The sequence below is a fragment of the Roseovarius sp. genome (assembly GCF_048262375.1).
Lineage (GTDB): Bacteria > Pseudomonadota > Alphaproteobacteria > Rhodobacterales > Rhodobacteraceae > Roseovarius.
This window is the reverse complement of sequence record NZ_JBLXFE010000005.1, coordinates 85,549-107,407: the sequence shown is the minus strand read 5'-3', so window position 1 is coordinate 107,407 and position 21,859 is coordinate 85,549. Positions and strand designations below refer to the sequence as shown.

Annotated in this window: 23 protein-coding genes; 10 read left to right on the top strand and 13 right to left on the bottom strand. The window is 60.7% G+C overall.

Translation table 11 applies throughout. The annotated features are described in order from the left end of the window. Nucleotides 1-135: 135 nt before the first annotated feature. From pgi to zwf, 3 genes are read right to left on the bottom strand one after another with little or no spacing between them, the layout of a single operon-like run. Nucleotides 136-1,737 (bottom strand): glucose-6-phosphate isomerase, encoded by a 1,602-nt coding sequence (gene pgi / locus ACN0SW_RS07515; protein ID WP_417727298.1) that lies wholly within the window; start codon nt 1,735-1,737, stop codon nt 136-138. 11 nt (nt 1,738-1,748) lie between these two features. Next, a complete protein-coding gene (pgl, locus tag ACN0SW_RS07510; RefSeq protein ID WP_417727297.1) occupies nt 1,749-2,420 on the bottom strand; it encodes a 6-phosphogluconolactonase in 672 nt (223 codons plus the stop codon). Next, on the bottom strand, nt 2,417-3,871 hold the full coding sequence (gene zwf, locus ACN0SW_RS07505; protein ID WP_417727296.1) for a glucose-6-phosphate dehydrogenase: 1,455 nt from the start codon (nt 3,869-3,871) through the stop codon (nt 2,417-2,419). The genes pgl and zwf overlap by 4 nt, the downstream gene beginning before the upstream one ends. Nucleotides 3,872-4,030: 159 nt before the next feature. On the opposite strand from zwf, the gene ACN0SW_RS07500 reads away from it, so the two are divergent. Beyond that, entirely contained in the window at nt 4,031-4,984 is a 954-nt protein-coding gene (locus ACN0SW_RS07500) for a radical SAM protein (RefSeq protein ID WP_417727295.1), read from the top strand. 147 nt (nt 4,985-5,131) lie between these two features. On the opposite strand, the gene ACN0SW_RS07495 is transcribed toward ACN0SW_RS07500, so the two are convergent. Then, the gene (locus ACN0SW_RS07495) at nt 5,132-5,536 is read right to left on the bottom strand and encodes a hypothetical protein (protein WP_417727294.1); all 405 of its coding nucleotides are present in this window, start codon (nt 5,534-5,536) and stop codon (nt 5,132-5,134) included. Nucleotides 5,537-5,544: 8 nt separating this feature from the next. Next, on the bottom strand, nt 5,545-6,747 hold the full coding sequence (locus ACN0SW_RS07490) for a pyridoxal phosphate-dependent aminotransferase (RefSeq protein ID WP_417727293.1): 1,203 nt from the start codon (nt 6,745-6,747) through the stop codon (nt 5,545-5,547). An 85-nt stretch (nt 6,748-6,832) separates the two neighbouring features. Between ACN0SW_RS07490 and ACN0SW_RS07485 the strand changes: the two genes are divergently transcribed. The 3 genes from ACN0SW_RS07485 (at nt 6,833) to ACN0SW_RS07475 (ending at nt 8,114) form a co-directional block, all read left to right on the top strand. Beyond that, nucleotides 6,833-7,234, top strand: a complete 402-nt coding sequence (locus ACN0SW_RS07485; protein ID WP_417727292.1) for a helix-turn-helix domain-containing protein — start codon at nt 6,833-6,835, stop codon at nt 7,232-7,234. Next, nucleotides 7,227-7,523: a succinate dehydrogenase assembly factor 2 gene (locus tag ACN0SW_RS07480; protein WP_417727291.1), complete on the top strand. Its 297-nt coding sequence runs from the start codon at nt 7,227-7,229 to the stop codon at nt 7,521-7,523. The genes ACN0SW_RS07485 and ACN0SW_RS07480 overlap by 8 nt, the downstream gene beginning before the upstream one ends. 90 nt (nt 7,524-7,613) lie before the next feature. Next, complete coding sequence (locus ACN0SW_RS07475; RefSeq protein ID WP_417727290.1) at nt 7,614-8,114, top strand: MarR family winged helix-turn-helix transcriptional regulator; 501 nt, start codon at nt 7,614-7,616, stop codon at nt 8,112-8,114. Here ACN0SW_RS07475 and ACN0SW_RS07470 read toward each other — a convergent pair. From ACN0SW_RS07470 to ACN0SW_RS07455, 4 genes are all read right to left on the bottom strand, one after another. Continuing rightward, entirely contained in the window at nt 8,108-8,833 is a 726-nt protein-coding gene (locus tag ACN0SW_RS07470; RefSeq protein ID WP_417727289.1) for a DUF1194 domain-containing protein, read from the bottom strand. The genes ACN0SW_RS07475 and ACN0SW_RS07470 overlap by 7 nt on opposite strands. Further along, complete coding sequence (locus ACN0SW_RS07465) at nt 8,800-9,228, bottom strand: VOC family protein (protein ID WP_417727288.1); 429 nt, start codon at nt 9,226-9,228, stop codon at nt 8,800-8,802. Before ACN0SW_RS07465 ends, ACN0SW_RS07470 begins: the two co-directional genes overlap by 34 nt. Before the next feature lie 92 nt (nt 9,229-9,320). Beyond that, the gene (locus ACN0SW_RS07460; protein WP_417727287.1) at nt 9,321-10,691 is read right to left on the bottom strand and encodes a hypothetical protein; all 1,371 of its coding nucleotides are present in this window, start codon (nt 10,689-10,691) and stop codon (nt 9,321-9,323) included. Next, a complete protein-coding gene (locus ACN0SW_RS07455) occupies nt 10,678-11,721 on the bottom strand; it encodes a thymidylate synthase (RefSeq protein WP_417727286.1) in 1,044 nt (347 codons plus the stop codon). Before ACN0SW_RS07455 ends, ACN0SW_RS07460 begins: the two co-directional genes overlap by 14 nt. A 208-nt stretch (nt 11,722-11,929) precedes the next feature. Here ACN0SW_RS07455 and thyX point away from each other — a divergent pair, with 208 nt between their 5' ends. The 3 genes from thyX (at nt 11,930) to ACN0SW_RS07440 (ending at nt 15,257) form a co-directional block, all read left to right on the top strand. After that, a complete protein-coding gene (thyX, locus tag ACN0SW_RS07450) occupies nt 11,930-12,844 on the top strand; it encodes an FAD-dependent thymidylate synthase (protein ID WP_417727285.1) in 915 nt (304 codons plus the stop codon). Nucleotides 12,845-12,926: 82 nt separating this feature from the next. Then, the gene (locus ACN0SW_RS07445) at nt 12,927-13,835 is read left to right on the top strand and encodes a DUF4238 domain-containing protein (RefSeq protein WP_417727284.1); all 909 of its coding nucleotides are present in this window, start codon (nt 12,927-12,929) and stop codon (nt 13,833-13,835) included. A 516-nt stretch (nt 13,836-14,351) separates the two neighbouring features. After that, complete coding sequence (locus ACN0SW_RS07440; RefSeq protein ID WP_417727283.1) at nt 14,352-15,257, top strand: hypothetical protein; 906 nt, start codon at nt 14,352-14,354, stop codon at nt 15,255-15,257. 259 nt (nt 15,258-15,516) lie between these two features. Here ACN0SW_RS07440 and ACN0SW_RS07435 read toward each other — a convergent pair whose 3' ends face one another. The 3 genes from ACN0SW_RS07435 to trpA all read right to left on the bottom strand — a co-directional run bounded on the left by ACN0SW_RS07435 (nt 15,517) and on the right by trpA (nt 18,210). Next, the gene (locus ACN0SW_RS07435) at nt 15,517-16,776 is read right to left on the bottom strand and encodes a DNA-packaging protein (RefSeq protein ID WP_417727435.1); all 1,260 of its coding nucleotides are present in this window, start codon (nt 16,774-16,776) and stop codon (nt 15,517-15,519) included. Between the two features lie 10 nt (nt 16,777-16,786). Next, a complete protein-coding gene (locus ACN0SW_RS07430; protein ID WP_417727282.1) occupies nt 16,787-17,137 on the bottom strand; it encodes a hypothetical protein in 351 nt (116 codons plus the stop codon). A gap of 281 nt (nt 17,138-17,418) precedes the next feature. Further along, nucleotides 17,419-18,210, bottom strand: a complete 792-nt coding sequence (trpA, locus tag ACN0SW_RS07425) for a tryptophan synthase subunit alpha (RefSeq protein ID WP_417727281.1) — start codon at nt 18,208-18,210, stop codon at nt 17,419-17,421. A gap of 127 nt (nt 18,211-18,337) precedes the next feature. On the opposite strand from trpA, the gene ychF reads away from it, so the two are divergent. Continuing rightward, entirely contained in the window at nt 18,338-19,435 is a 1,098-nt protein-coding gene (gene ychF, locus ACN0SW_RS07420) for a redox-regulated ATPase YchF (RefSeq protein WP_417727280.1), read from the top strand. 28 nt (nt 19,436-19,463) lie between these two features. Here ychF and mnmA read toward each other — a convergent pair whose 3' ends face one another. Next, nucleotides 19,464-20,615: a tRNA 2-thiouridine(34) synthase MnmA gene (gene mnmA / locus ACN0SW_RS07415; RefSeq protein WP_417727279.1), complete on the bottom strand. Its 1,152-nt coding sequence runs from the start codon at nt 20,613-20,615 to the stop codon at nt 19,464-19,466. Nucleotides 20,616-20,737: 122 nt separating this feature from the next. On the opposite strand from mnmA, the gene ACN0SW_RS07410 reads away from it, so the two are divergent. Next, nucleotides 20,738-21,010: a DUF1153 domain-containing protein gene (locus ACN0SW_RS07410; RefSeq protein WP_417727278.1), complete on the top strand. Its 273-nt coding sequence runs from the start codon at nt 20,738-20,740 to the stop codon at nt 21,008-21,010. A 101-nt stretch (nt 21,011-21,111) separates the two neighbouring features. Then, nucleotides 21,112-21,828: a response regulator transcription factor CtrA gene (ctrA, locus tag ACN0SW_RS07405; protein WP_417727277.1), complete on the top strand. Its 717-nt coding sequence runs from the start codon at nt 21,112-21,114 to the stop codon at nt 21,826-21,828. Nucleotides 21,829-21,859: the final 31 nt, after the last annotated feature.

Genomic DNA, 21,859 nt, shown 5'->3' with positions numbered 1-21,859 from the left:
ACGGCACTCCACTTGGATCAAATGTTCAATCTGGAAATGATAATTGAAATTTGCGGCGTGGTCTTTGAGCGAGGTCAAACTTTAAGGGGATATGACCGCACTTGCGGCTGTCGCAGGGCCGCAGCGCGCCGGGGCTCAGGCCCCGGCGGCGCGCACAAATTCCACCAGCGCCGCTGTTGACCCATCCCTTTGCATGGGCTCGCTTCCGGTCAGCATCGCATCCACCTCAACCGCCAGAACCTTGCCCAACTCCACCCCCCATTGATCGAATGAGTTGATGCCGAGCATGACGCCTTCGACAAAGACACGATGCTCGTAAAGCGCAAGGATCTGGCCCAGTCGGCGGGGCGTCAGCCGGTCATAGATCAATGTGGTTGAGGGACGGTTGCCCGGAAACATCCGGTGCGCGGCCTGGCGTTCCAATTCTGTCCCCGAGAAACCCGCCTTGCGCATCATCTCGCGCGCGGTCTCAAGCGAGCGGCCCCGCATCAGCGCCTTGGATTGCGCCAGACAATTGGCCACCAAGAGGCGGTGATGATGCGCAAGTTCGGGCTCGTGTCCGGTGGCGGCCACAAGGAATTCGCACGGGATTACAGCGGTGCCCTGATGGATCAGTTGGTAAAATGCGTGTTGCCCGTTCGTCCCCGGCTCGCCCCAGACCACCGGGCCTGAGGGCCGGGTGAGCGGAGCGCCAGCCATACTCACCCGTTTGCCGTTGGATTCCATTTCCAGCTGTTGCAGATAGGCGGGCAGGCGAGAGAGGCGTTGATCATAGGGCAACACCGCGCGGGTGCCATATCCCATCCCCTGATGGTGCCAGATCCCGACCAATGCCAACATCATCGGCAGGTTTTTATGCGGGGCCGCGTCCTGAAAATGACGGTCCATCGATTCTGCGCCTGCCAGAAACGCCTCGAACCGGTCCGGGCCGATTGCGATCATCAAGGGCAGTCCGATCGGACCCCAGACCGAATAGCGCCCGCCCACATAATCGCCAAAGCCAAACACGCGATCCGGATCAATCCCCCAGTCGGCGGTTTTGTCGGTGTTCGAGGATACGGCGGCGAATTGTGGGCCCGGATCGACCCCGGCGCGCGTCATCCAGTCGCGTGCGGTGGCGGCATTGGTCATGGTCTCAAGCGTGGTAAAGGTCTTGGAGGCGACGATAATCAGCGTGCGGCCCGGATCAAGCCCGCGCAGCGTGTCGGCGATGTCTGCCCCATCGACGTTCGAGACGAAATGGCAGCGCGGCCCGTCGTGATAGGGGCTGAGCGCCCGCACCGCCATCTCTGGACCCAGATGCGAGCCGCCGATGCCGATATTGACCACATCGGTGATTGTCCCGCCCGCGCCTTCGATACGGCCAGCGCGCAGGCTGGTCGCAAACTCTGCCATGCGCGCGCGTGTCGCGTGGATTTCGGGCATCACGTCAATGCCATCGACCATGACCGCGCCGCCCGAGAGGTTGCGCAGCGCCGTGTGCAGCACGGGCCGGTCTTCGGTCTCGTTGATGGGCGCGCCCGCAAACATAGCGGTGCGGCGCGCGTCAACGCCGGTGGCCTCTGCCAGCGTGATCAGAGCGGCGCGTGCGGGGGCGGTCATAGCGGTTTTGGAATAATCCAAAAGCATGCCGTCAAACCGGGCCGAGAATTCCCCGGCACGGTGGGGATCGCTGAATAGTTCTGAAATATCAATATGTCGCGCCGCTTGGGCAAAACGCCCGAGATCAAACCACATCCGCTGTCCTTTCACGGACTCCAATGAATTGTCGCACCCGCTAGCACGGCTGCAATCGGTGCCTCAAGAGGGCGCATGTGCTGCGCCCGGTCAAAGGCCGCACGTTTCTGCGCGCCGGTGATCACCAGATGTTTGCAGAGCGCGCCATCCAGCACCCGCGCCGACAGGGTGACGCGCGGCTCTTCCGCCCCCGGCGCGCGTATTGGCAGCAGAATCGGCGCATCGCGCGCCAGCGCCTCTTCCAGCCGGTCGGCCCCCGGAAAGAGCGAGGCGGTGTGCATATCCGTTCCCATCCCCAGAAAGCAGACGTCAATCGGCAGAGCGGGGGCGATATTGGTTTCTAACTCTGCCAGCACCTCCTCGGGTGTCTCTGCCTTGGCATAGAGCGGCAGATAGCGTGCCGCCGCCGCCCGTTTGATCAACAGCCGCGAGCGGATCAACCGGGTGTTGGACCGTATATGCACCTCGGGCCGCCACCTCTCGTCGCTCAACAGGACATCGACCCGGTCCCATTCGAGATCGACGTCGCAAAGCCCGTCAAAGATCGGCCCCGGCGTCGTGCCACCCGGCACGACGAACAAGACCCGCTCGCGATTGCGCAACGCCTTGCGCAGATCTGAGGCCAGCACATCGACCAGCCCCATCGTGAGCATTTCATCGTCGGCATATTCTATAAAACTCATGGACGTATCTCCCGCCAGCGCCGCCCGTCGCGGTGCATCAGCATCAGCGCATCATCGGGCCCTGCGGACCCGGTGGCATAGGGCAGCGGCGCGCTGGCCTGTTCTTCCCAGTCCGCGATTATGGGATCGGTCCAGGCCCAGGCGGCCTCGACCTCGTCACCGCGCATGAAGAGGGTCTGATTGCCCCGGATCACATCCATGATCAGCCGTTCATAGGCATCGGGGAAATCCGCCTCTTCCGGCCCCAGCGCCTCGGCAAAGGTCATGTCGAGGGGCACGTCGATCAAACGCATGCCCCCCGGTCCCGGTTCCTTGATCGTGACCCCCAATTCGATCCCCTCATTGGGTTGCAGTCGGATCGTCAGGATATTGCGGTGTCGCCCGGCATCTGCGCCAAAGATCGAATGCGGCGCGTCCTTGAACACAACCGCGATTTCGCTGGCGCGCTCGCGCAGCCGTTTGCCGGTGCGCAGGTAGAACGGTGTGCCCGCCCATCGCCAATTGCTGATATGCGCCTTGAGCGCCACAAAGCTCTCGGTTGTGCTGTCCCGGTTGCCCACCTGATTGCGATAGCCGGGTTGTACGCCATCGCCCTCATACTGGCCGCGCACCACATTGCCCCGTGCCACCGGATCGAGGGCGCGAATGACCTTGAGCTTTTCGTCGCGCACCGCGTCGGGTTCGAATTTGGCGGGCGGCTCCATGGCGATGAGGCAGAGAAGCTGCATCATATGGTTCTGCACCATGTCGCGCATCGCACCGGATTTATCATAGTAATCGCCGCGCCCGCCGACGCCCACGCTCTCGGCCACGGTGATTTGGATGTGATCGACATATTGGCTGTTCCACAGCGGTTCAAACAGGACATTGCCGAACCGGATCGCCATCAGGTTCTGCACGGTTTCCTTGCCGAGATAATGGTCGATCCGGTAAATCTGACCTTCGCTGAAATGCCGCGCCAGCACATGGTTGAGGTCGCGGGCCGTTTCGAGATCGCGGCCAAAGGGTTTCTCCACCACAATCCGGCTGCGCTCATCCGCCATGCCGTGCTTGTGCAGGCGTTTGGCCAGATCGCCAAAGAGGGCGGGGGCCACCGAGAAATAGAAGGCGCGGATGCGATCCGGTCGCATCAGCGTTGCCAGATTGGCCCAGCCTTCGGTGCCGCGCGCATCGAGCGTGACATAATCCAGCAGATCCAGAAACGCCGTGAGATCCTTTTTGCGGGCAGATTCCTCGCCGCCGAATTCGACAATCGCCTCATGCGCCATGGCCCGATACGCCTTGGTGTCCATTTCAGCGCGCGCTGCGCCGATCAGGCGAATATCGCCCTCGATCTGTCCGGCCACGAAGCGGCGAAAGAGGGCTGGCAATATCTTGCGCCGCGCCAGATCGCCGGTGCCGCCAAAAATCACCAGATCAAAGGGATCAACCGGGATCACCCGAAAGGCCATAGCCCATCTCCTTGCCTTGTCGCCCGCCCGATTTTCGGGGGCATCGCCTGTGACGACAACTCTAACATGTTGGGGCGTCTTCACAATGGCGTCAGAAGCCTTCCCTTGCCAGAGCACGGACAATAGGTGAGAAAAGGCAAACAGACTGTGGATCGCCCTATGAAAGATATTGTCTCCGGCCCGGCCAATCAGGGCAAGTTTCTGGATCCTGCACGCACCGCCAAGGGTGAGCCGCGCGCCTCGGTGCCGCTGAGCCATCCCGAAACGCTATGGTTCAATACCGGTACGCTGTGCAATATCGAGTGCCGCAATTGCTATATCCTCAGTTCGCCCAGCAATGATGCGCTGGTTTATATTACCGAATCAGAGGTGCGCGATTATCTGGCTCAGGTCCGCGACCGGCGCTGGCCGCTGCGCGAGATCGGCTTTACCGGCGGCGAGCCTTTCATGAACCCCGAGATGATCGGCATGGCGCGCGCGGCGTTAGAGGCGGGGTTCGAGGTGCTGATTTTGTCCAACGCCATGCGCCCGATGATGCGCAAGACGATGCGCGCGGGGTTGCTGGATCTGGCCAAGGCGTGGGGAGACAAGCTGACCTTGCGGATTTCGGTCGATCACTGGTCCGAGGCGTGTCATGACGAGGAGCGCGGGCAGGGGGCCTTTGCCAAGACGCTGGAGGGCATGTGCTGGCTGCGCGACAACGGCATTCGCATGACCGTTGCGGGCCGCACCGTCTGGGGCGAGAGCGAGGCGCAATCGCGTGCGGGCTATGCGCGGTTCTATGCCGAGCATGGGTTTGACATCGACGCGGGCGATCCCGCCGCGACCGTGCTTTTCCCCGAGATGGACGAGGGATCAGAGGTGCCCGAGATCACCACCGCCTGTTGGAATATCCTTGGCAAGCGGCCCGAGGATATCATGTGCGCCTCGTCGCGTATGGTGGTGAAACGCAAGGGCGCGGCGCGCCCTGCGGTGGTGGCCTGCACGCTGCTGCCCTATGAGTCCGAGTTCGAGTTGGGCGAAACTCTGGCCGAGGCCGAGCGTGACGTGGCTCTGAACCATCCGCATTGCGCCAAGTTCTGCGTGTTGGGCGGGGCAAGCTGTTCGCGGTGAGGGGGGACTTGTGCTGGTCGCAAGCGCTATGGAACGCGGTGCCCGCCCGAGGGGGCGGTCAGGCGCTGCGCGGCGGCGTGCAAGCACGCCTTGAGTCCGCGCGTTGGTGATTGGGACAAAGGTTGGCGCGATGCCCCCTCTGCCGCCTCACTCATCCTTGAGAAGCCGATCCGCCTTCTTGCGTACCAACACCGTGCGCAGGTCGTGCATCGCCAGGAGGAGCGCATCCGTGACCTGCTCCAACTGGGTATCAGTCGCCTTGGATTGCACCCAATGGGTGGTGGTGTTGAGGTAATCCACCGCCCGCAGGATATCGTCGATATCGCGGTATTCGACCAGCTTGAGCCGTTCCTCCATCCAGTCGGTGATGGCGGCGATGTCGGCCTCGGTCAGCGCCCGCTCGCCATTCGGCTTGATCTCGGACTTGCGGATATTGACCACGGCGATCTGTTCCATGTCGATCCGGCGCTGTCGGTTCTCGGTGTCGACCCGGAACACGAAAGCACCGTTTTCACGGACCCTGAAGTAATAATCTGGCAGATCGCCCGCCATTCGTCCTCCTAGCTCAGCCCTTTGCAGAATGTCTGAATCCGCGTGCACGCCTCTTTGAGGGCCTCGTCAGAGGTTGCATAGCTGATCCGGAAATTTGGCGACAGACCAAAGGCCGCGCCAAACACCACCGCCACGCCGGTTTCCTCCAGAAGCGCCGTGGCAAAGGCCTCGTCATCCGCAATCACCGCGCCGCCTGCGCTGGTCTTGCCGATCAGCCCGGCAATTGATGGATAGACATAGAACGCGCCATTGGGTGTCGGGCAGTCGATGCCCTCGACCTCATTCAGCATTTTAACCACCAGATCGCGGCGGCGGGCAAAGACGGCGTTGTTCTCGGTGATGAAATCATGGCTGCCATTGAGCGCCTCGACCGCCGCCCATTGGCTGATGGTGCAGGGGTTTGAGGTGCTCTGCGACTGGATCTTGCGCATCGCGGCAATCAGATCCTGCGGTCCCGCCGCATAGCCGATCCGCCAGCCGGTCATGCAATAGGCCTTGGACACGCCATTGCAGGTCAGCGTGCGGTCGTAGAGCGCCGGTTCCACCTGTGCGGGGGTGCAGAATTCAAACCCGTCATAGGCCAGATGCTCATACATGTCGTCCGTCATCACCCAGACATGGGGATGACGCAGGAGCACATCCGTCAGCCCCTTCAACTCGTCCCAAGTATAGCCCGCCCCGGTGGGGTTGGAGGGCGAGTTGAAAATGAACCAGCGCGTCTTGGGCGTGATCGCCGCCTCCAGCGCCTCTGGCGTCAGCTTGAATCCGGTCTCGATCCCTGCAGGCGCAATCACCGGCTCGCCGCCTGCCAAGAGCACCATATCGGGGTAGCTGACCCAATAGGGCGCGGGGATCAGCACCTCGTCGCCGGGATTGAGCGTGGCCATCAAGGCATTATAGAGGATCTGCTTGCCGCCCGAGGCAACGCTGACCTGCGCGGGTGTATACTCAAGCCCGTTGTCGCGCTTGAACTTGGCGCAGATCGCCGCCTTTAATTCGGGGATGCCGTCAACGGCGGTGTATTTGGTTTTGCCCTCTTCGATGGCGCGGATGCCAGCGGCGCGGATATGCGCGGGCGTGGCGAAATCCGGCTCTCCGGCGCCCAGACCGATCACGTCGCGCCCGGCGGCCTTGAGCTCTTGTGCCTTGGTGGTGACGGCGATGGTGGGCGAGGGTTTGACGCGCGACAATGTCGCAGACAGACGGGACATAGCCAGCTCCGGTTTGAATTCACTCCGGGAATGTCTTAGGGTGCGCTCAAAGCTTGATCAAGCACGATCACCTGAAAGGAAGACAATGACCGAAGATAGCAGCGACAGCTGGTTTGACCCCGACGCCACCACCTTTGGCGACCGCGTAACCGGCGCGCGTGAGCGCTCTGGTATGAGCCAGTCCGATCTGGCCAAACGGCTGGGCGTCAAGCTCAAGACGCTGAAGGGGTGGGAAAACGATCTGTCAGAACCGCGCGCCAACAAGCTCTCGATGATGGCGGGCATGCTGAATGTTTCACTCCTGTGGCTGCTCTCGGGCGAAGGCGAAGGCCCCGGTGCGCCCGAAATGGGCGAGTTGTCCAACGATGTGGTCGAAATGCTGACCGAAATCCGCGATATTCGCGCGCAATTGACGCGCTCGACTGATCGCCTCGGGCGGTTGGAAAAGACCCTGCGTGCCAAGTTGCGGGAAGAAGCGGGTGAGTGAGACGCCGGTCGAGGCACCGGGTGCTGCGGACGAGCCGCGTCCCCACCGCCTGAAACGCCTGCGCATGCGTGCCATGCGTCGCGGGATCAAGGAAATGGACATCATCCTGAGCCGCTTTGCCGAGGCGCGGCTTGATGCGATGGACAGCAATGCGCTGGACGAATTCGACGCGCTGTTGTGCGAAAACGATCAGGACCTCTATCAATGGGTGACGGGTCAGATTGCGCCACCTGCGCGGTTTGCGCCGCTGGTGACGGATATTGCGGCACAGGCGACGGGGGCAAAATAGATCGCATTTTATGTGATTTAGGCGCGGTTTACCGAATGTTCGGGTTTTTCGATGATGCTCCCCTGCGAGCAAGAACGCACGGAGACCGACATGAGCTTTCACAGCCCCCTCAGCCCGCCCCCCGCACAAAGTGCCTTTATCAGCAGCTATCTTGATGCGCTCTCATTGGTGGAACGGCTGCACCGTCTGTTGCTTGACGTCATCAAGGACGAGTTCGAGCGCGTTGGTGTTCTTGAGATAAACGCCGTGCAGGCGCTCTTGCTCTTTAACATCGGCGATCACGAGGTGACGGCGGGTGAGTTGAAGACGCGCGGCTATTATCAGGGCAGCAATGTCAGCTATAATCTCAAGAAGCTGGTGGATATGGGCTATATGCACCATCAGCGCTGTGAGGCGGATCGCCGCTCGGTGCGGGTGCGGCTGACCGAGAAGGGGCGTCATATCCGCGATCTGGTGGCTGATCTCTTTGCCCGCCACGCCGAGGGGTTGGAAGGGCGCGGCGTGCTGGGCCCTGACGGCGTCGACCAGATCACCGCCTCTCTGCGCCGGGTAGAGCGCTACTGGACCGATCAGATCCGCTATATTTACTGATGCCGGGCGTGGGGCAGGGGCAATGCGCCCAGCATGATATCGTTGATCTCGCGGTAGAGCTTGCGTGACATTGCCGCTTCGAAATCCTCGAATCCCTGCGCCACCTCTAGAAATGCCCCCGGCCCGCGCAGCACCTCGCGGTGATAATATTGCGTGACCCCCGGATCGTGGCCCGCAATCACCAAGCCATTGACGACGATCCCCTCGAAGGGGAAATGCTCATAGGCCAGTGCCGGGGCAAAGCCTTGATTGTTGATCCCGTCGCCCGACACGTCAATCACTTGGCGGTCGCAGTTGGGTGCGCGCGCCAGCAGGTGTGCGCCGTACCCCAAGGCCGAGCCAAGCGCCGTGGGGTAATCGCTGGTCGAGCGCTGCATCCCCGCCAGCACCGCCACCGCGCCGGTGATATCGGCATCAGAGCGTAGCAAGCTCCAGTCGAGATGCAGCTTTTCCTGATATGTACCGCTCCATTCATAGACCGCCAGCGCCACATCGCCCGACGCCCCGCGCAGGATCGCTTCGCGAATGTCGGGGGCATCCAGCGCTGCGGCCAGCCCCACCCGCTGCAACGTATATTCCGCCTCATCGACAGACGAGGACACATCCAGCGCCAGCACCAGCGCAAGGCGACAGGCGCCCAGCGCCGGACCTGCCATAAGGGCGAGGAAAAAGGCGGCGGCCAGTCTCACCAATGGCCGATATTCTCCATGCTGGCCCATGGTTCTGCCGGGGCCAGTGCCGCGCCGTCCTGTAGCAACTCGACCGAGATGTTGTCAGGGCTGCGCACAAAGGCCATGCGCCCATCACGCGGCGGGCGATTGATCGTTACGCCATTGTCCATCAGATGCTGGCACAGCTCGTATATATTGCCGACCGAATAGGCCAGATGGCCAAAATGGCGGCTGTCCGAGGGCAGACCCTCATCGCCATCCCAATTGTAGGTGAGCTCTACCGGGCACTCCTCTTGCCCTTCGGGGGCCATGAACACCAGCGTAAAGCGCCCGCCGTCATTGTCCCATCGCCGGGTTTCCCTGAGCCCCAAGAGGCTAAAGAAGCGTATGGTCGCCTCTAGGTCTTTGACCCGGACCATCGTGTGCAGATATCTGATGAGCATGGTCATCCTCCGTGGTTGCATTTCCCCAGAGGATAGTGGCCCATGCGCCCGTGTCGAGAGCAATATGTGGGCCGAGCGCGGAACGCCCCGGCCTAGAACTCCGACCGGATTCCCAGCGTGATCGAGGTTTCCTCGACGTCGAAGCGGCTGATGTTGGAACTGCTGCGCTCGCTGGTCACGGTCACCGTTGGCACGAATCCCATGTAGCCCCAGTCCTTGAAGGTGGCCGTCACACCGCCAAACACCGATTGATCGTCCCGCCCACCCGGCACCGCGATGATTCCGACCTGATAGCTGTTGTAATCCAGCTGGCTGACGCCCAGTGAGAACTCAAGGCTCGCCGGACCGATATCGCGGCCCATCTGATAGCTGGCAATGCCGGTCCACTGCTCGGACGCGCGGTTTACGCCGTCGCTGTCGGTGTTGCGGTACTGCACCCGAAACCCGATCTGCCCGCCGCCCGCCAGCATGACGCCAAGTCCGGCAAAGCCCGCGGCCACCGTGCTGTCGGCGTTGCGCGATGCTTGGTCCTGTTGATCTTCCAGAGAGCCGCCAAAGCTGAGAAGCACCCGTTCGCTCAGCCGCTGATGCCGTGCCGCGCCCAGCCGCGCAAAATCATAGAGCGGATCGCCGCCATACCAGACCCGCCCGACGTCGAGATCGAGTTTCCACGTCACCGCCTCGGAACTGCCGCGCAGATACTGGCTCACCCCCAGTTCGGCCACGGTCGAAGACAGATCTTCTCCGCTCAGCCCCACCACCGGGTCCGATATATCGACCCGGCGCGCATTGATCCGGCCGCGCAACCGGGTTTCACGCCCCGCGCTCTGGGCAACCCGGTAGGATACCGCAGCCTGCGCCGTGGTGATCAACCCCGAGAGCGCCTGTGCGGACGGGCTGAGTGCACCCAGCACCGGCACCCCGTCGATGATGTTGAGCGGGCTGTTGGCGCCGTTGTTCACATTGTCCGATGGCGTCACCGAGAACTTGAAATCAAACCGGAGCGGATTGCGCGCGCGCACGGTCTGAAATGCCGATACGGTCTCGGACCGTGCCACCGCATCCGGGGCATGATCGACGGCCCGCCGCAACCAGAATTGCGAGCCGGTAAGCCGCGCATCGGCAAAGCTGACCTGCGCCGCCAGATTGGCCGCCTGATAGCGCTGATCGTCGTTTTCAGCATGCCAATAGGCCAGTGCTGCCTTCTTTTGAGCTGCGCCATAGGCATGCGCCTGTGCCAGTGCCAGCGCCTGATAATAATGCGCCCGCGGGTTGCGTTTGTCTGCCGCAAGCAAGCCCTTGCTCAGATCATAGGCAAGGCGGGGCTGCCCCGCTGCCAACGCCTGACCGGCCAGCGCATCCGTTTGGGTCAGAGACAGGCGAACAGGTTCGGCCAGCGCCGCAAGACTGCACGACGTCAGCGCGAGAAAGGCGCAGGCAAGCCGCATATCACGGCGTGCCACTGTCCGGATTGACCGTCGCGCAAATCGGCGAACTCACCGCTGCACCGCACTGGTCCAGAACGAAAATACCCGTTTCAAGCTCATTCTCGAACCCCAGCGGATTGCTGACCCCGTCAAAGCCGGTCAGGTTCACAACCCCGGCAACTCCTTCGGCATTCGGCCCTCCAAAGACACCGCCATAGGATCCGGTCGACGTTGGCGTGGGGCTGTTGGATCTGGGATCTGCCAGATCGTATTCAACCGAACCATTGAACGTGCCGTTGGCCGTGATCCCGGTGGACACGAGAACCAGCGACGGCAGCTCGATGGGAGGGAAGGTGACACTTTCGGGATCGGCAGCGCTCTGGATCAGACGCCGGTTAAAGATGTTGCCCTCGACGCTGTTGTCCGCGAAATCGGCATTTACAAAAACATCGCCGGTCACCGAGTTGGACTGCGGAACCAAGAGCTCGTTGGGCGTCCCGGCGGGCACGGCCAACAGGTCGGCTCCGACGGCGTCTGAGCCGTTGGTCACGCCCACATATTTGCCAGCGTAACTGACCAGACCGGTTGTTTCGGTGACCGATGGCGGCGTGTATTCGCCGTCCCGCTCAAAGAACCCGCCGACGAAAAAGCGGTTGCGTGGGCCGGGGCTTCCGACGGCGCCGGCGCGCACCGCGCCGCTGTTATTGGATTGCCCCACATAGGCCGTGAAATGCCGGTCCAGCGGATCATCCTGCGCGGTAAAGGCCAGATAGCCATCGCGGTCCAATCCCGGACGCCGCCGGTAAATCGCCGTGATCGGCACCTCGTCGAGGTTCAGCCCCACGACCGACACCGTGCCGGTCTGCGCATCGAATGAAATGCTCTGAACATTTCCCGCCAAAGCGGCGGGCACGGCCACCGGCGTGGTGGGCGTCACCGTATCGGTCGGGGTCTCGCCGCCATCGACCGGCGTTCCGTCCTCTGCAGGTTCAAACGGGTTGGATGATCCGCCCCCGCATGCGCTCAACAGGGCTGCGGCCATTAGGCCTGCCACGATATGTTTCATGATGAGACTGCCCTCAATATGTGTTTTATTCTTTGTTTTTCAGACAGACTCGGGCCATTGCATTTAAAAGTCAATCAAGGATGCTGGCGCGGGTTGTAAAAACTGCCCCCCTGTGTCCTACCAGCACATACTCGATATTGGCTTTCCAGATGGTATATCCCCAAGATATAGTGATCTCCGACTCGTTCTAGTGATGAAAGGCCCTGCCATGCCCCTCTCTGCCGACCAACAGGCCGAAATCGACGCCCAGCGCGGCCAGACCCAAACCACCCTGCGCGCCACGGCGCAGGGGATGGAACAGCACCTCTACACCGCCCATCCGGTGCTCGATCACGGTTTTGTCCGCGTCATCGACTATATGGGCGACGATGCGGCCATCGTGCAGGCCGCGCGGGTGAGCTATGGCGCGGGCACCAAGCATGTGCAGAATGATGAGGGGCTTATTCGCTACCTCATGCGCCACTGGCATTCGACCCCGTTCGAGATGTGCGAGATCAAGCTGCATGTCAAACTGCCGGTCTTTGTCGCGCGTCAGTGGATCCGGCACCGCACCGCCAACGTCAACGAATATTCCGCCCGGTATTCGATCCTTGACCGTGAATTCTACATTCCGGCCCCCGACGCGCTCAACGCGCAATCGACCACCAACAATCAGGGGCGCGGTGCGGCCCTTGAGGGCGAAGAGGCGCAGCGCGTGTTGCGCCTGCTGACCGAGGACGCGATGCGCTGCTATGACCATTACGAGGATATGATTTCACAGGATGGCCAACAGGGGCTCGCGCGGGAATTGGCGCGCATGAACCTGCCCGCCAATATCTATACGCAATGGTATTGGAAGGTCGATCTGCACAACCTGCTGCATTTCCTGCGCCTGCGCGCCGACGCCCACGCCCAATACGAAATCCGCGTCTACGCCGAGGAGATTTGCCGCCTCGTCGCCGATTGGGTGCCCTATGCCTATAAGGCGTTCGAGGATTACCGCATGGGTGGGGCGAATTTGTCCGCCACCGCGCTCGATTGCGTGCGCCGGATGCTGAAAGGTGAGACGGTCACGCAGGAGACCTCTGGGATGAGCAAGGGGGAATGGCGGGAGTTTGAGGGAGTTTTGAACGCCCCCGCATAGCGGGGACAAAACGCTCCAGTGGCGCGTTTTGAGTGAAAAACGGTCGCGCCCATGGCGCGGCCTAGATGGGGTTAGCGGAATAATGGTCAAGCGTAGCAAAGCACATCATTTCGTTCCAAAGGTTTTACAGAAAGCCTTCTGTTGTCGTGGAAATGAGATTTGGTTCTCAAGGAAGAAAACTGATCGCTTTACGGCTCCTGAATTAACACCAACTGAAAAAGCGTTTGTAGTTCCGAACTACTACTCGATCTTGGATGGTCGCGGCCTTTCTGATGTAGTTGAGAAGGAATTCTACGGAAAGATAGATAATTACCTTGGTTCGATGCTTCCCGACGTCTTGTCGGCCTTCGATAGGGGAGAGGTGCCAGTGTTTTCTGGCAACGCACTTGATAGTCTTAGACGTATTGTTTTTGAGTTGGTTAAAAGGACACCAGATTTTACCAAGAGCTATAGCGATCACAAGATAGGCTTAGAGATTGCAGAAGCTACGTTACTTAGCGTGGAAAACGGCAACAAAGACAGCCAATACAGATGTGATATTCTCAAAATCCTAGATGACCCCGAAAAGCTCAAGGCTATTGGGAGAAGTGTTCGCGTGAAAGCTGTGATAAGCTCGTCTGATAGGATCTGGCCGGAGCTCGAAGAATTTTCAGTCAGATGGGCCATAAGTGAGAGTAAGCATTCATTCATTCTCTCAAGTATGATTGCGTATCGCGTTGGTAATGGCGGTTCAAATGGATTGTCGAATCCAAACATGGAAATTTGGATGCCGATCGCACCAAAGGTCGCTCTTGTGCTTTTGCGTGACAGATTAGGGAAAGTGCCATTGAAGGTCATTGAAAGCGCTGAACACATCAGGAAGGTGAACCAGTATGCAATTGCAAACTCTATGCAAGTGGGTTCACATTCGCAGAGGCTGTTAGAATCCCTCACCGGGCAAAGATCCAAGTTTGGGATGATGTTGCAAAACGAGCGTAGAGAACATTCTTAACCTAATCACCAATCTCTCAAACCGTCAGTCGCAGCCACCCGTAGGGTGCGCATTCATCGCGCACCATGCCACCAAAAAAAACAAACGCGCCGCTCATAACCTGCCCCAACCAACACGATTCACGACATTTTCCCCGTCTCATCGGTGCTCCATAACTGCGCACCCTACGCATTGACGCGCCATAAATACCCACCCTACGGCCAAGCGGCGGGACCGTCGCGGCGGGTCGAAAAAACAGCCCGAGCCTCGGGATGCGTCCCCCACCGATGTTCCACCGGAGTGATCCAGCGCTGCCGGAGCGCCCCGCGCCGTCCCCCCGCTTTTGGATGATTGACCATCGGCGTTGGCCTGATGGAAACACTTTGTTTCGGCCAACGGATAATTCAGATCTTTCCCGATGAGGCAAAATAGCGCTTAATTTATGGCAAAAATGTGCGCGCCGCCCCATTGGGGCAAGACTTATTCATAATCCGTAAAATTGTGCGGTGAAGTCAGCTTAGATCGGAGTATTTCACAATGACCAAGATGTTTACATACCAAGAGGATGGCCTCGCCTACACCGTCACGCTGTATGAGGACCCGGACAATCCCGGCACGTTTCTGGCGGATATTACCGTCAATGAAGGGGCCATGGATGTGAACGCCATCTACTTCGGAGATGATGACTTTTCCGGTGACAGCGCGGGGCTGAAAGGGCCGCTCAATATGAATGGGGCCCAGCTTCATGGTCAGCACATGCAGTGGGATACGGCCGTTCAACTCAGCAGTCCCGGGCTTGGGCCCGAGGGTGAGGAAAAGGAAACCTACGTATCCAATGGCGAAACTCTGACGATAGAGTTGAATATCAACAGCCTTGATGAGATCGATGTGTTCGGCATCCGGGCAACGTCTACAACGACGGAGAGTGGCTCGATCAAGGCGGTGTCCGACCAGCCGGAAGAGCCCGAAGAGCCGGAGGACGATCCGGCCTATGACAAGGTCGGTTTTGGCGTCGCAATCGGAGAGAACGGCGGCATCGAGAACGGGGTGTTTGTGCGAGAGGACGACTTGCCCGAAGGGCAAGAGGGCACCTTTGCGAACTATGTCAATTACTACCAAGAGCAATATGGAGACGATCCGGAGTTTGCCATCTCGCAGCTGGAATCGGTCGTTGTCTATGATGTGTCCTTTGAAGTCGATGAAAACGGCGACATTCTGGAAATTCCCAATGAGTTGTTCAGAGTCGATGCGCCTGAAGAGGGATTTCAGGATGCAGACGCTTTGATCGCCGCCTATGAGGAAACGATCGACAGCGCTGCGCCTGAAGAGGCGGAGGAACCCGATGGGGCTGACCTGTTGGCGGCCCTTAGCCTCGAAACCAATTTCGAAGCGGATGCGTTCCCGAATGATGACATGCTGGAGGACGAATACGAGATGATCTGAGCTGTCGGTTTGAAGCGTCTGGATTTCAAACCGACGTTCCGAACCGAAACGCAAGGCCGTCTGGCACCCTCGCTGATTGCGAGGGTGCCGTCGTTATACTGGGTTTGCCAACAGAGCGCGTCGCGGCTGTCCCCGTGTTGTCGCCTTCACCTCAGCAAGGATGCCCTCAACAAAGAAGAGTGCGCGGTTCTGATGGCAGATGGTCGTATTGACCCGGACGCCCCCACGCCACGCGCAAACCGCCACACCAGCCCTCGTCTCATACCCCCCGCACCCTTGGGCGCACCCATTTCGAGGCCGGTTCCACGATCAGATCGGTGATCGCCCAGACCAGCGCATCGACGCGGTCGGGGCTGCCGCGGCCCTCAAACCCGCGCGCGGTCATGGCGCACATCTGATCCTCCAGCGCGCTCAGACCCCGCGCATGATGCACCCGGCCTTGCTCATAGAGGGCCGCCACCGGCTCGGCCCGCGCCAGCTTGCCCCGGCTCGCGTGCACCTTGCGCAGCGGCACCAATGGATCGACCTGCCGGATCACCTGTTCCACCAGATCGCCGCCCTGATTGACCTCGGCCACCACCCGTTCGGCCCCCCAGAGTTCGCGCGCGCGGATCGCTGCGCGGGCCCAGCGGGCAGGGCTGGCGGCGCTGACACTGGCATCGGCCAGCACCCAGACCCGCCAATCCTGCACCGGCCCGCGCGTGATCGCCCCTGCCACGATGATCCCGCATTCATCCGACCCGGCATGGCCCGTCACTGGCGGGTCGACCGCCACCACCACCCGGTCGAACTCGGGCAGGGTATCCACCCGGCACCCGTCGAGCATGGCCGGTGTCCAGAGCGCATCCTCGGCCTCGTCGATCAACAGGCCTTCCAGTTCCTGCCGCCCCAGCCGCGTGCCTGCATAGCGCGCCCGTACCTCATCAAGAAAGCTCTCGGCCAGATAGGCGCGATTGGCCTCGGTGGGCGCGCTTGTGACCACAGTTGAGGGCACCGCCACGATATCCTTGAGCACTCCCACATTACGCGGTGTCGTGGTCACACAAACGCGCGGCGCCTCGCCCAGCCGCAGACCGAATTGCAGCATGTCCCAGGTTTCGCGCGCCCGCTTCCACTTGGCCAGCTCATCCACCCAAGCCCCGTCGCACTGTGGTCCGCGCAGCCCCTCGGGATCATGCGCCGAAAACGCCTGTGCCACCGCACCGTTGGGCCAGATCAGCCGTTTGCGCGTGGCCTGCCATTCGGGGCGGCGATCCGGGGGCGAGCAGGCCAGAATGCCGCTCTCGCCAAACACCATCACCTCGCGCACCTGATCTATGGTCTCGCCCACCAGCGCGATCCGCTGGCAGCGGCCCGCATCGCGGGGGCGCGCGCCTTCGACCTGCGCGCGCACCCATTCAGAGCCGGCGCGGGTCTTGCCCGCACCGCGTCCGCCCATGATCACCCATGTCCGCCAGTCACCCTCGGGCGGCAGTTGATGCTCCAGCGCCCAGAACTCAAAGAGATAGGGCAGGGCCATCAATGCGCCGTCACTGAGGGCATCGAGGAAGTCGTCCCTGGCAGCTTGCCCTTTTGAGACGATCCAGTCGGCACCCGACCTGATGTCGGGCATCGTCGAAATCGAGCGCGTATCCGTGGACAATGCCACGGTCTTCTCTTCTGCGTTTTTCAAGTTGCGCCTCCGCTTCTATCGCGATCTTGAGCCATTGCCGGATTTCGGCGGTGGCCTTGGTTGCATTCTTCAACTCATCCAGTTCCCCGGCCCGGATCCGCAGATAGATCTCTGCCAGTTCCTCGCGCATGTCCGCCAACTGCTGTTCCAGCGCGTTGATCGAGGTTGTCAGGCCCGTGGGCCCCTCATCGGGGGTAATCAAAACCATGCGTGCTCTTGCCTCATGATTGGTGTGTTTCGGAAAACCCTCCCTCCGGCCGACACGAAAAAACGGCCTCCGGGGTTTCCCCCGGGGCCGTTGCCCATCTCGTCCAGCGTGTCACAACCTATAGGTGAGAGCGTGCGCCGAGTCAAGCACGCGCACCTCGTGGTATTCGGCTAAGTCTCCGGTATGTTTACCTTTTCTTAACCATGTGTCGTCGCAAGTCGTCGCGCGCCCGGTTTTTCTGGCGGCACATACGCCCGCCAGAGGCGCGCTCTTCTCCGCGCTCAGGCGCGGTGAGCGCCCATCGCCAGCCCCTGCACAAAGCTCAGGACATCCGCCACCGATTGCCCTTTGGCGATCTCGCCCACAATCGCAGAGCCCACAACACAGCCATCGGCCACGCTTGCGATCATCTCGGCGGTTTCGGGGGTGCGAATGCCAAAGCCCACGATCACCGGCAGATCGGTCTGCGCCTTGATCCGCGCCACCTCGGGGGCGACATCCGCCGCCTCTGCCGCCGCAGCGCCTGTAATGCCCGTGATCGAGACGTAATAGACAAATCCGGATGTGTTCTCCAAAACCTTGGGCAGGCGCTTGTCATCGGTGGTGGGGGTGGCGAGGCGGATGAAATTCATGCCCGCCTTGCTTGCCGGAATGCACAGCTCTTCATCCTCTTCGGGGGGCAGGTCCACCACGATCAGCCCGTCAATCCCGGCGGCCTTGGCATCGACCAGAAACTTGTCCACGCCCCGATTGTAGATCGGATTGTAATAGCCCATCAGCACGATGGGCGTGGTGTCATCGCCCTTGCGAAACTCCCGCGCCATGGCCAGCGTCTTTTCCAGCGTCATGCCCGCTGCCAGCGCCCGTTGACCCGCCAGTTGGATCGTTGGTCCGTCCGCCATCGGATCGGTAAAGGGCACGCCCAGCTCGATCACGTCGACGCCCGCCTCCGGCAAGCCCTTCATGACCGCCAGTGAATGATCATAATCCGGATCTCCCGCCATGATGTAGGAAACAAACGCCTTTTTCCCGGCGGCTTTCAACTCTGCAAACTTGGCGTCGATGCGTGTCATTTGGGGTGTGTCCTTCGAATGGGTCCGTGCGGGTTTGGCGCAAAGCGCGCGGGAAATCAATGCCCGGCTTGACCTTGGGCCTTGCAAACCCGTAGATGCGCGCAATTCAAGGCATGGAGGGTCTGAGATGGGCTTTAAAATGGGAATCGTGGGCCTGCCCAATGTGGGCAAATCCACGCTCTTTAACGCGCTCACCCGCACAGCGGCCGCACAGGCCGCGAATTTTCCATTTTGTACCATCGAGCCCAATGTGGGCGAGGTGGCCGTGCCTGACGCCCGGCTGGACAAACTGGCCGAGATTGCGGGGTCGAAGCAGACCATCCCGACGCGCATGACCTTTGTCGATATCGCAGGCCTCGTCAAAGGCGCCTCCAAGGGCGAGGGCTTGGGCAATCAGTTTCTCGCCAATATCCGCGAAACGGATGCGATTGCCCATGTGCTGCGCTGCTTTGAGGATGGCGATGTGACCCATGTCGAGGGCCGCGTTGATCCGGTGGCCGATGCCGACACGATTGAAACCGAGCTGATGCTGGCCGATCTTGAGTCGGTGGAAAAGCGCCGCGCCGGTCTGCAACGCAAGCTCAAGGGCGGCGACAAGGATGCAGCACAGGCAGAGCGCCTGCTGGGCCTCGCGCAGGCCGCGCTCGAGGCGGGGCGTCCCGCCCGCACGGTGCAGGTCGATGCCGAAGACGCCAAGGCCTGGAAAATGCTGCAATTGCTGACCGCCAAGCCGATCCTTTATGTCTGCAACGTCGATGAGGCCCATGCCGCCACTGGCAATGCCCATTCCGACGCCGTGGCGAAAATGGCGGAAGAACAGGGCGCGGCCTCGGTGGTGATCTCTGCCCAGATCGAGGAAGAAATCTCCAAGCTGGAGCCGGAAGAAGCCGAGATGTTTCTTACCGAAATGGGGCTCGACGAGGCGGGTCTCGACCGGCTGATCCGCGCAGGCTATGGCCTCTTGCATCTGGAAACCTACTTCACCGTCGGCCCGAAAGAGGCGCGCGCCTGGACCATTCCGGCGGGCACCCCCGCGCCCAAGGCTGCAGGCGTCATTCACGGCGATTTCGAGCGCGGCTTCATCCGCGCGGAAACCATCGCCTATGACGATTTTGTCACCCTTGGCGGCGAGCAAAAGGCCAAGGACGCAGGCAAGATGCGGTCCGAGGGCAAGGGGTATGTCGTCAAGGACGGCGACGTGTTGCATTTCCTCTTCAACACATAAGACGGCAGGGCGCCGCCCTGTCCGCAGATCAGACCGTCCGCCCCCGCCAGATCCAGCCGCCGCCCAGCACGCGGCTGCTGTCCGTCTCATAGAACACGCAGGCCTGACCCGGGGACACACCTTCTTCCGGTGTCAGCAACTCCACCTCGGCCTCGGTGGCGGAAATGGGCCGCAACACCGCTTCGCGCGGCGGGCGGGTCGAACGGACCTTGACCGAAATCCGCCATTCCGCTTGCGAGGTCATGGGCACATCGCCCAGCCAGTTGATTTCGCGCAGCGGCACAGTGCGGGTCGAAAGCAGTTCCTTCGGCCCCACGATCACCCGGCGCGCATCGACATCAAGGCGGACGACATAAAGCGGCTCTTCCAGCCCGCCGATGCCAAGGCCCCGGCGCTGACCGATGGTGTAATGAATGACCCCCTCGTGCTGACCAAGGACGCGCCCGTCGGCATGCACGATTTCGCCCGGTTCTGCCGCGCCGGGGCGCAATTTCTCGATCACGCTGGCATAATTGCCGTTGGGCACGAAACAGATGTCCTGACTGTCGGGTTTATCCGCAACCTGAAGCCCGTATTTGGCCGCAAGCTCCCGGGTTGCCGCCTTGGACGGCAGATGCCCCAAAGGAAAGCGCAGATAGTCCAGTTGCTCGGGCGTGGTGGAGAACAGGAAATACGACTGATCGCGCGCCGAATCAGTCGCGCAATGCAATTCCGGCCCCTGCGCACCGATCTTGCGCTGAATATAATGCCCGGTTGCCATGCAATCGGCCTCAAGATCACGGGCGGTTTCCAAGAGATCCTTGAACTTAACCCGTTCGTTGCAGCGGATGCAGGGCACCGGCGTCGCCCCGGCCAGATAGCTGTCGGCAAATTCGTCGATCACTGCATCACGAAAGATGTTCTCGTAATCCAGCACATAATGCGGGAAACCCAGGTCCTCGGCCACGCGGCGGGCGTCGTGAATATCCACGCCCGCACAGCAGGCGCCTTTCTTGGCCAGCGCGGCCCCATGATCATAAAGTTGCAGGGTGACGCCCACCACATCATAGCCTTCGGTGGCCAGATGTGCGGCCACAACAGAGCTGTCAACGCCGCCCGACATGGCAACAACCACGCGGGTCTCTGCGGGTGACTTGGGGAATCCAAGCGAATTCAGGGGTTTGTTCGTATCCAGCGCCATGGTGGTCTCCGCTCGGGTCTTTCAGAATATAGGAAAATCCTAAGCACTCTCAAGACCCGGTTTCACGCCCCATTAAGCCTGAGACAGGCATTCTTGGCCCGTCAAGACAAAGGGTGAGCGTGATGTATCTGAAGAAAGTCGAAGGGCCAAGGGCCGTTAACCTGCCGGATGGTTCGGTTCTCAGTCGGGCGGATTTGCCATCCCCACAAACGCGGCGTTGGGTTGCCTCGCGCAAACTCGCCGTGGTGCGCGGGGTGGCTTATGGGCTGATCTCGCGCCGCGATGCGCTCGAGACTTACGACCTCAGTGAGGAAGAGTTTGACAGCTGGATCGCGGCGGTCGCCCTGCACGGCGAGGGTGCGCTCAAGGTCACCTCACTCAGGGTCTACAGGTAACCAGAAGTTGAGCGATGCCCTATCAAAAACAATGGTAACGGGTGGTTAACCAATTTTGTTGAGTGTGGCGGGTATCGAAGCAATGACCCTTGGAGTTTCAAATGCGTGTACTTTTGGTTGAGGACGATCCAACAACCTCGAAGAGCATCGAATTGATGCTGATCCATGCCAATTTCAATGTCTATACCACCGATCTGGGGGAAGAAGGCATCGATCTGGCCAAACTCTATGATTATGATCTGATCCTGCTGGATCTGTGCCTGCCGGATATGAACGGCCACGAGGTGCTGCGCCAGCTTCGCCTTGCGCGGGTAGCCACGCCCATTCTCATTCTGTCCGGCGCCGATGATACCGCCAGCAAGATCAAGGGTTTCGGGTTTGGTGCCGATGATTATCTGACCAAGCCGTTTCACCGCGACGAACTGGTGGCGCGCATTCACGCGATCATCCGCCGTTCCAAGGGACATTCGCAATCGGTGATCCGCACTGGCAAGATCAATGTCAACCTCGACGCCAAGACTGTGGATACGGCGGGCAAGGCGGTGCATCTGACCGGCAAGGAATATCAGATGCTCGAGCTGTTGTCGCTGCGCAAGGGCACGACCCTGACCAAGGAGATGTTTCTCAACCATCTTTACGGCGGCATGGATGAACCTGAACTCAAAATCATCGACGTGTTCATCTGCAAGCTGCGCAAGAAGCTGTCAGAGGCGACGGAGGGTGCCAATTACATCGAGACAGTCTGGGGGCGCGGTTATGTGCTGCGCGATCCTGAACAGGGCGAGATGGGCGGGCGCTCTCTGGCGATTGGGGCCTGAGGGCCGCGCGGGCTCTGGACGCTGGGCGGGT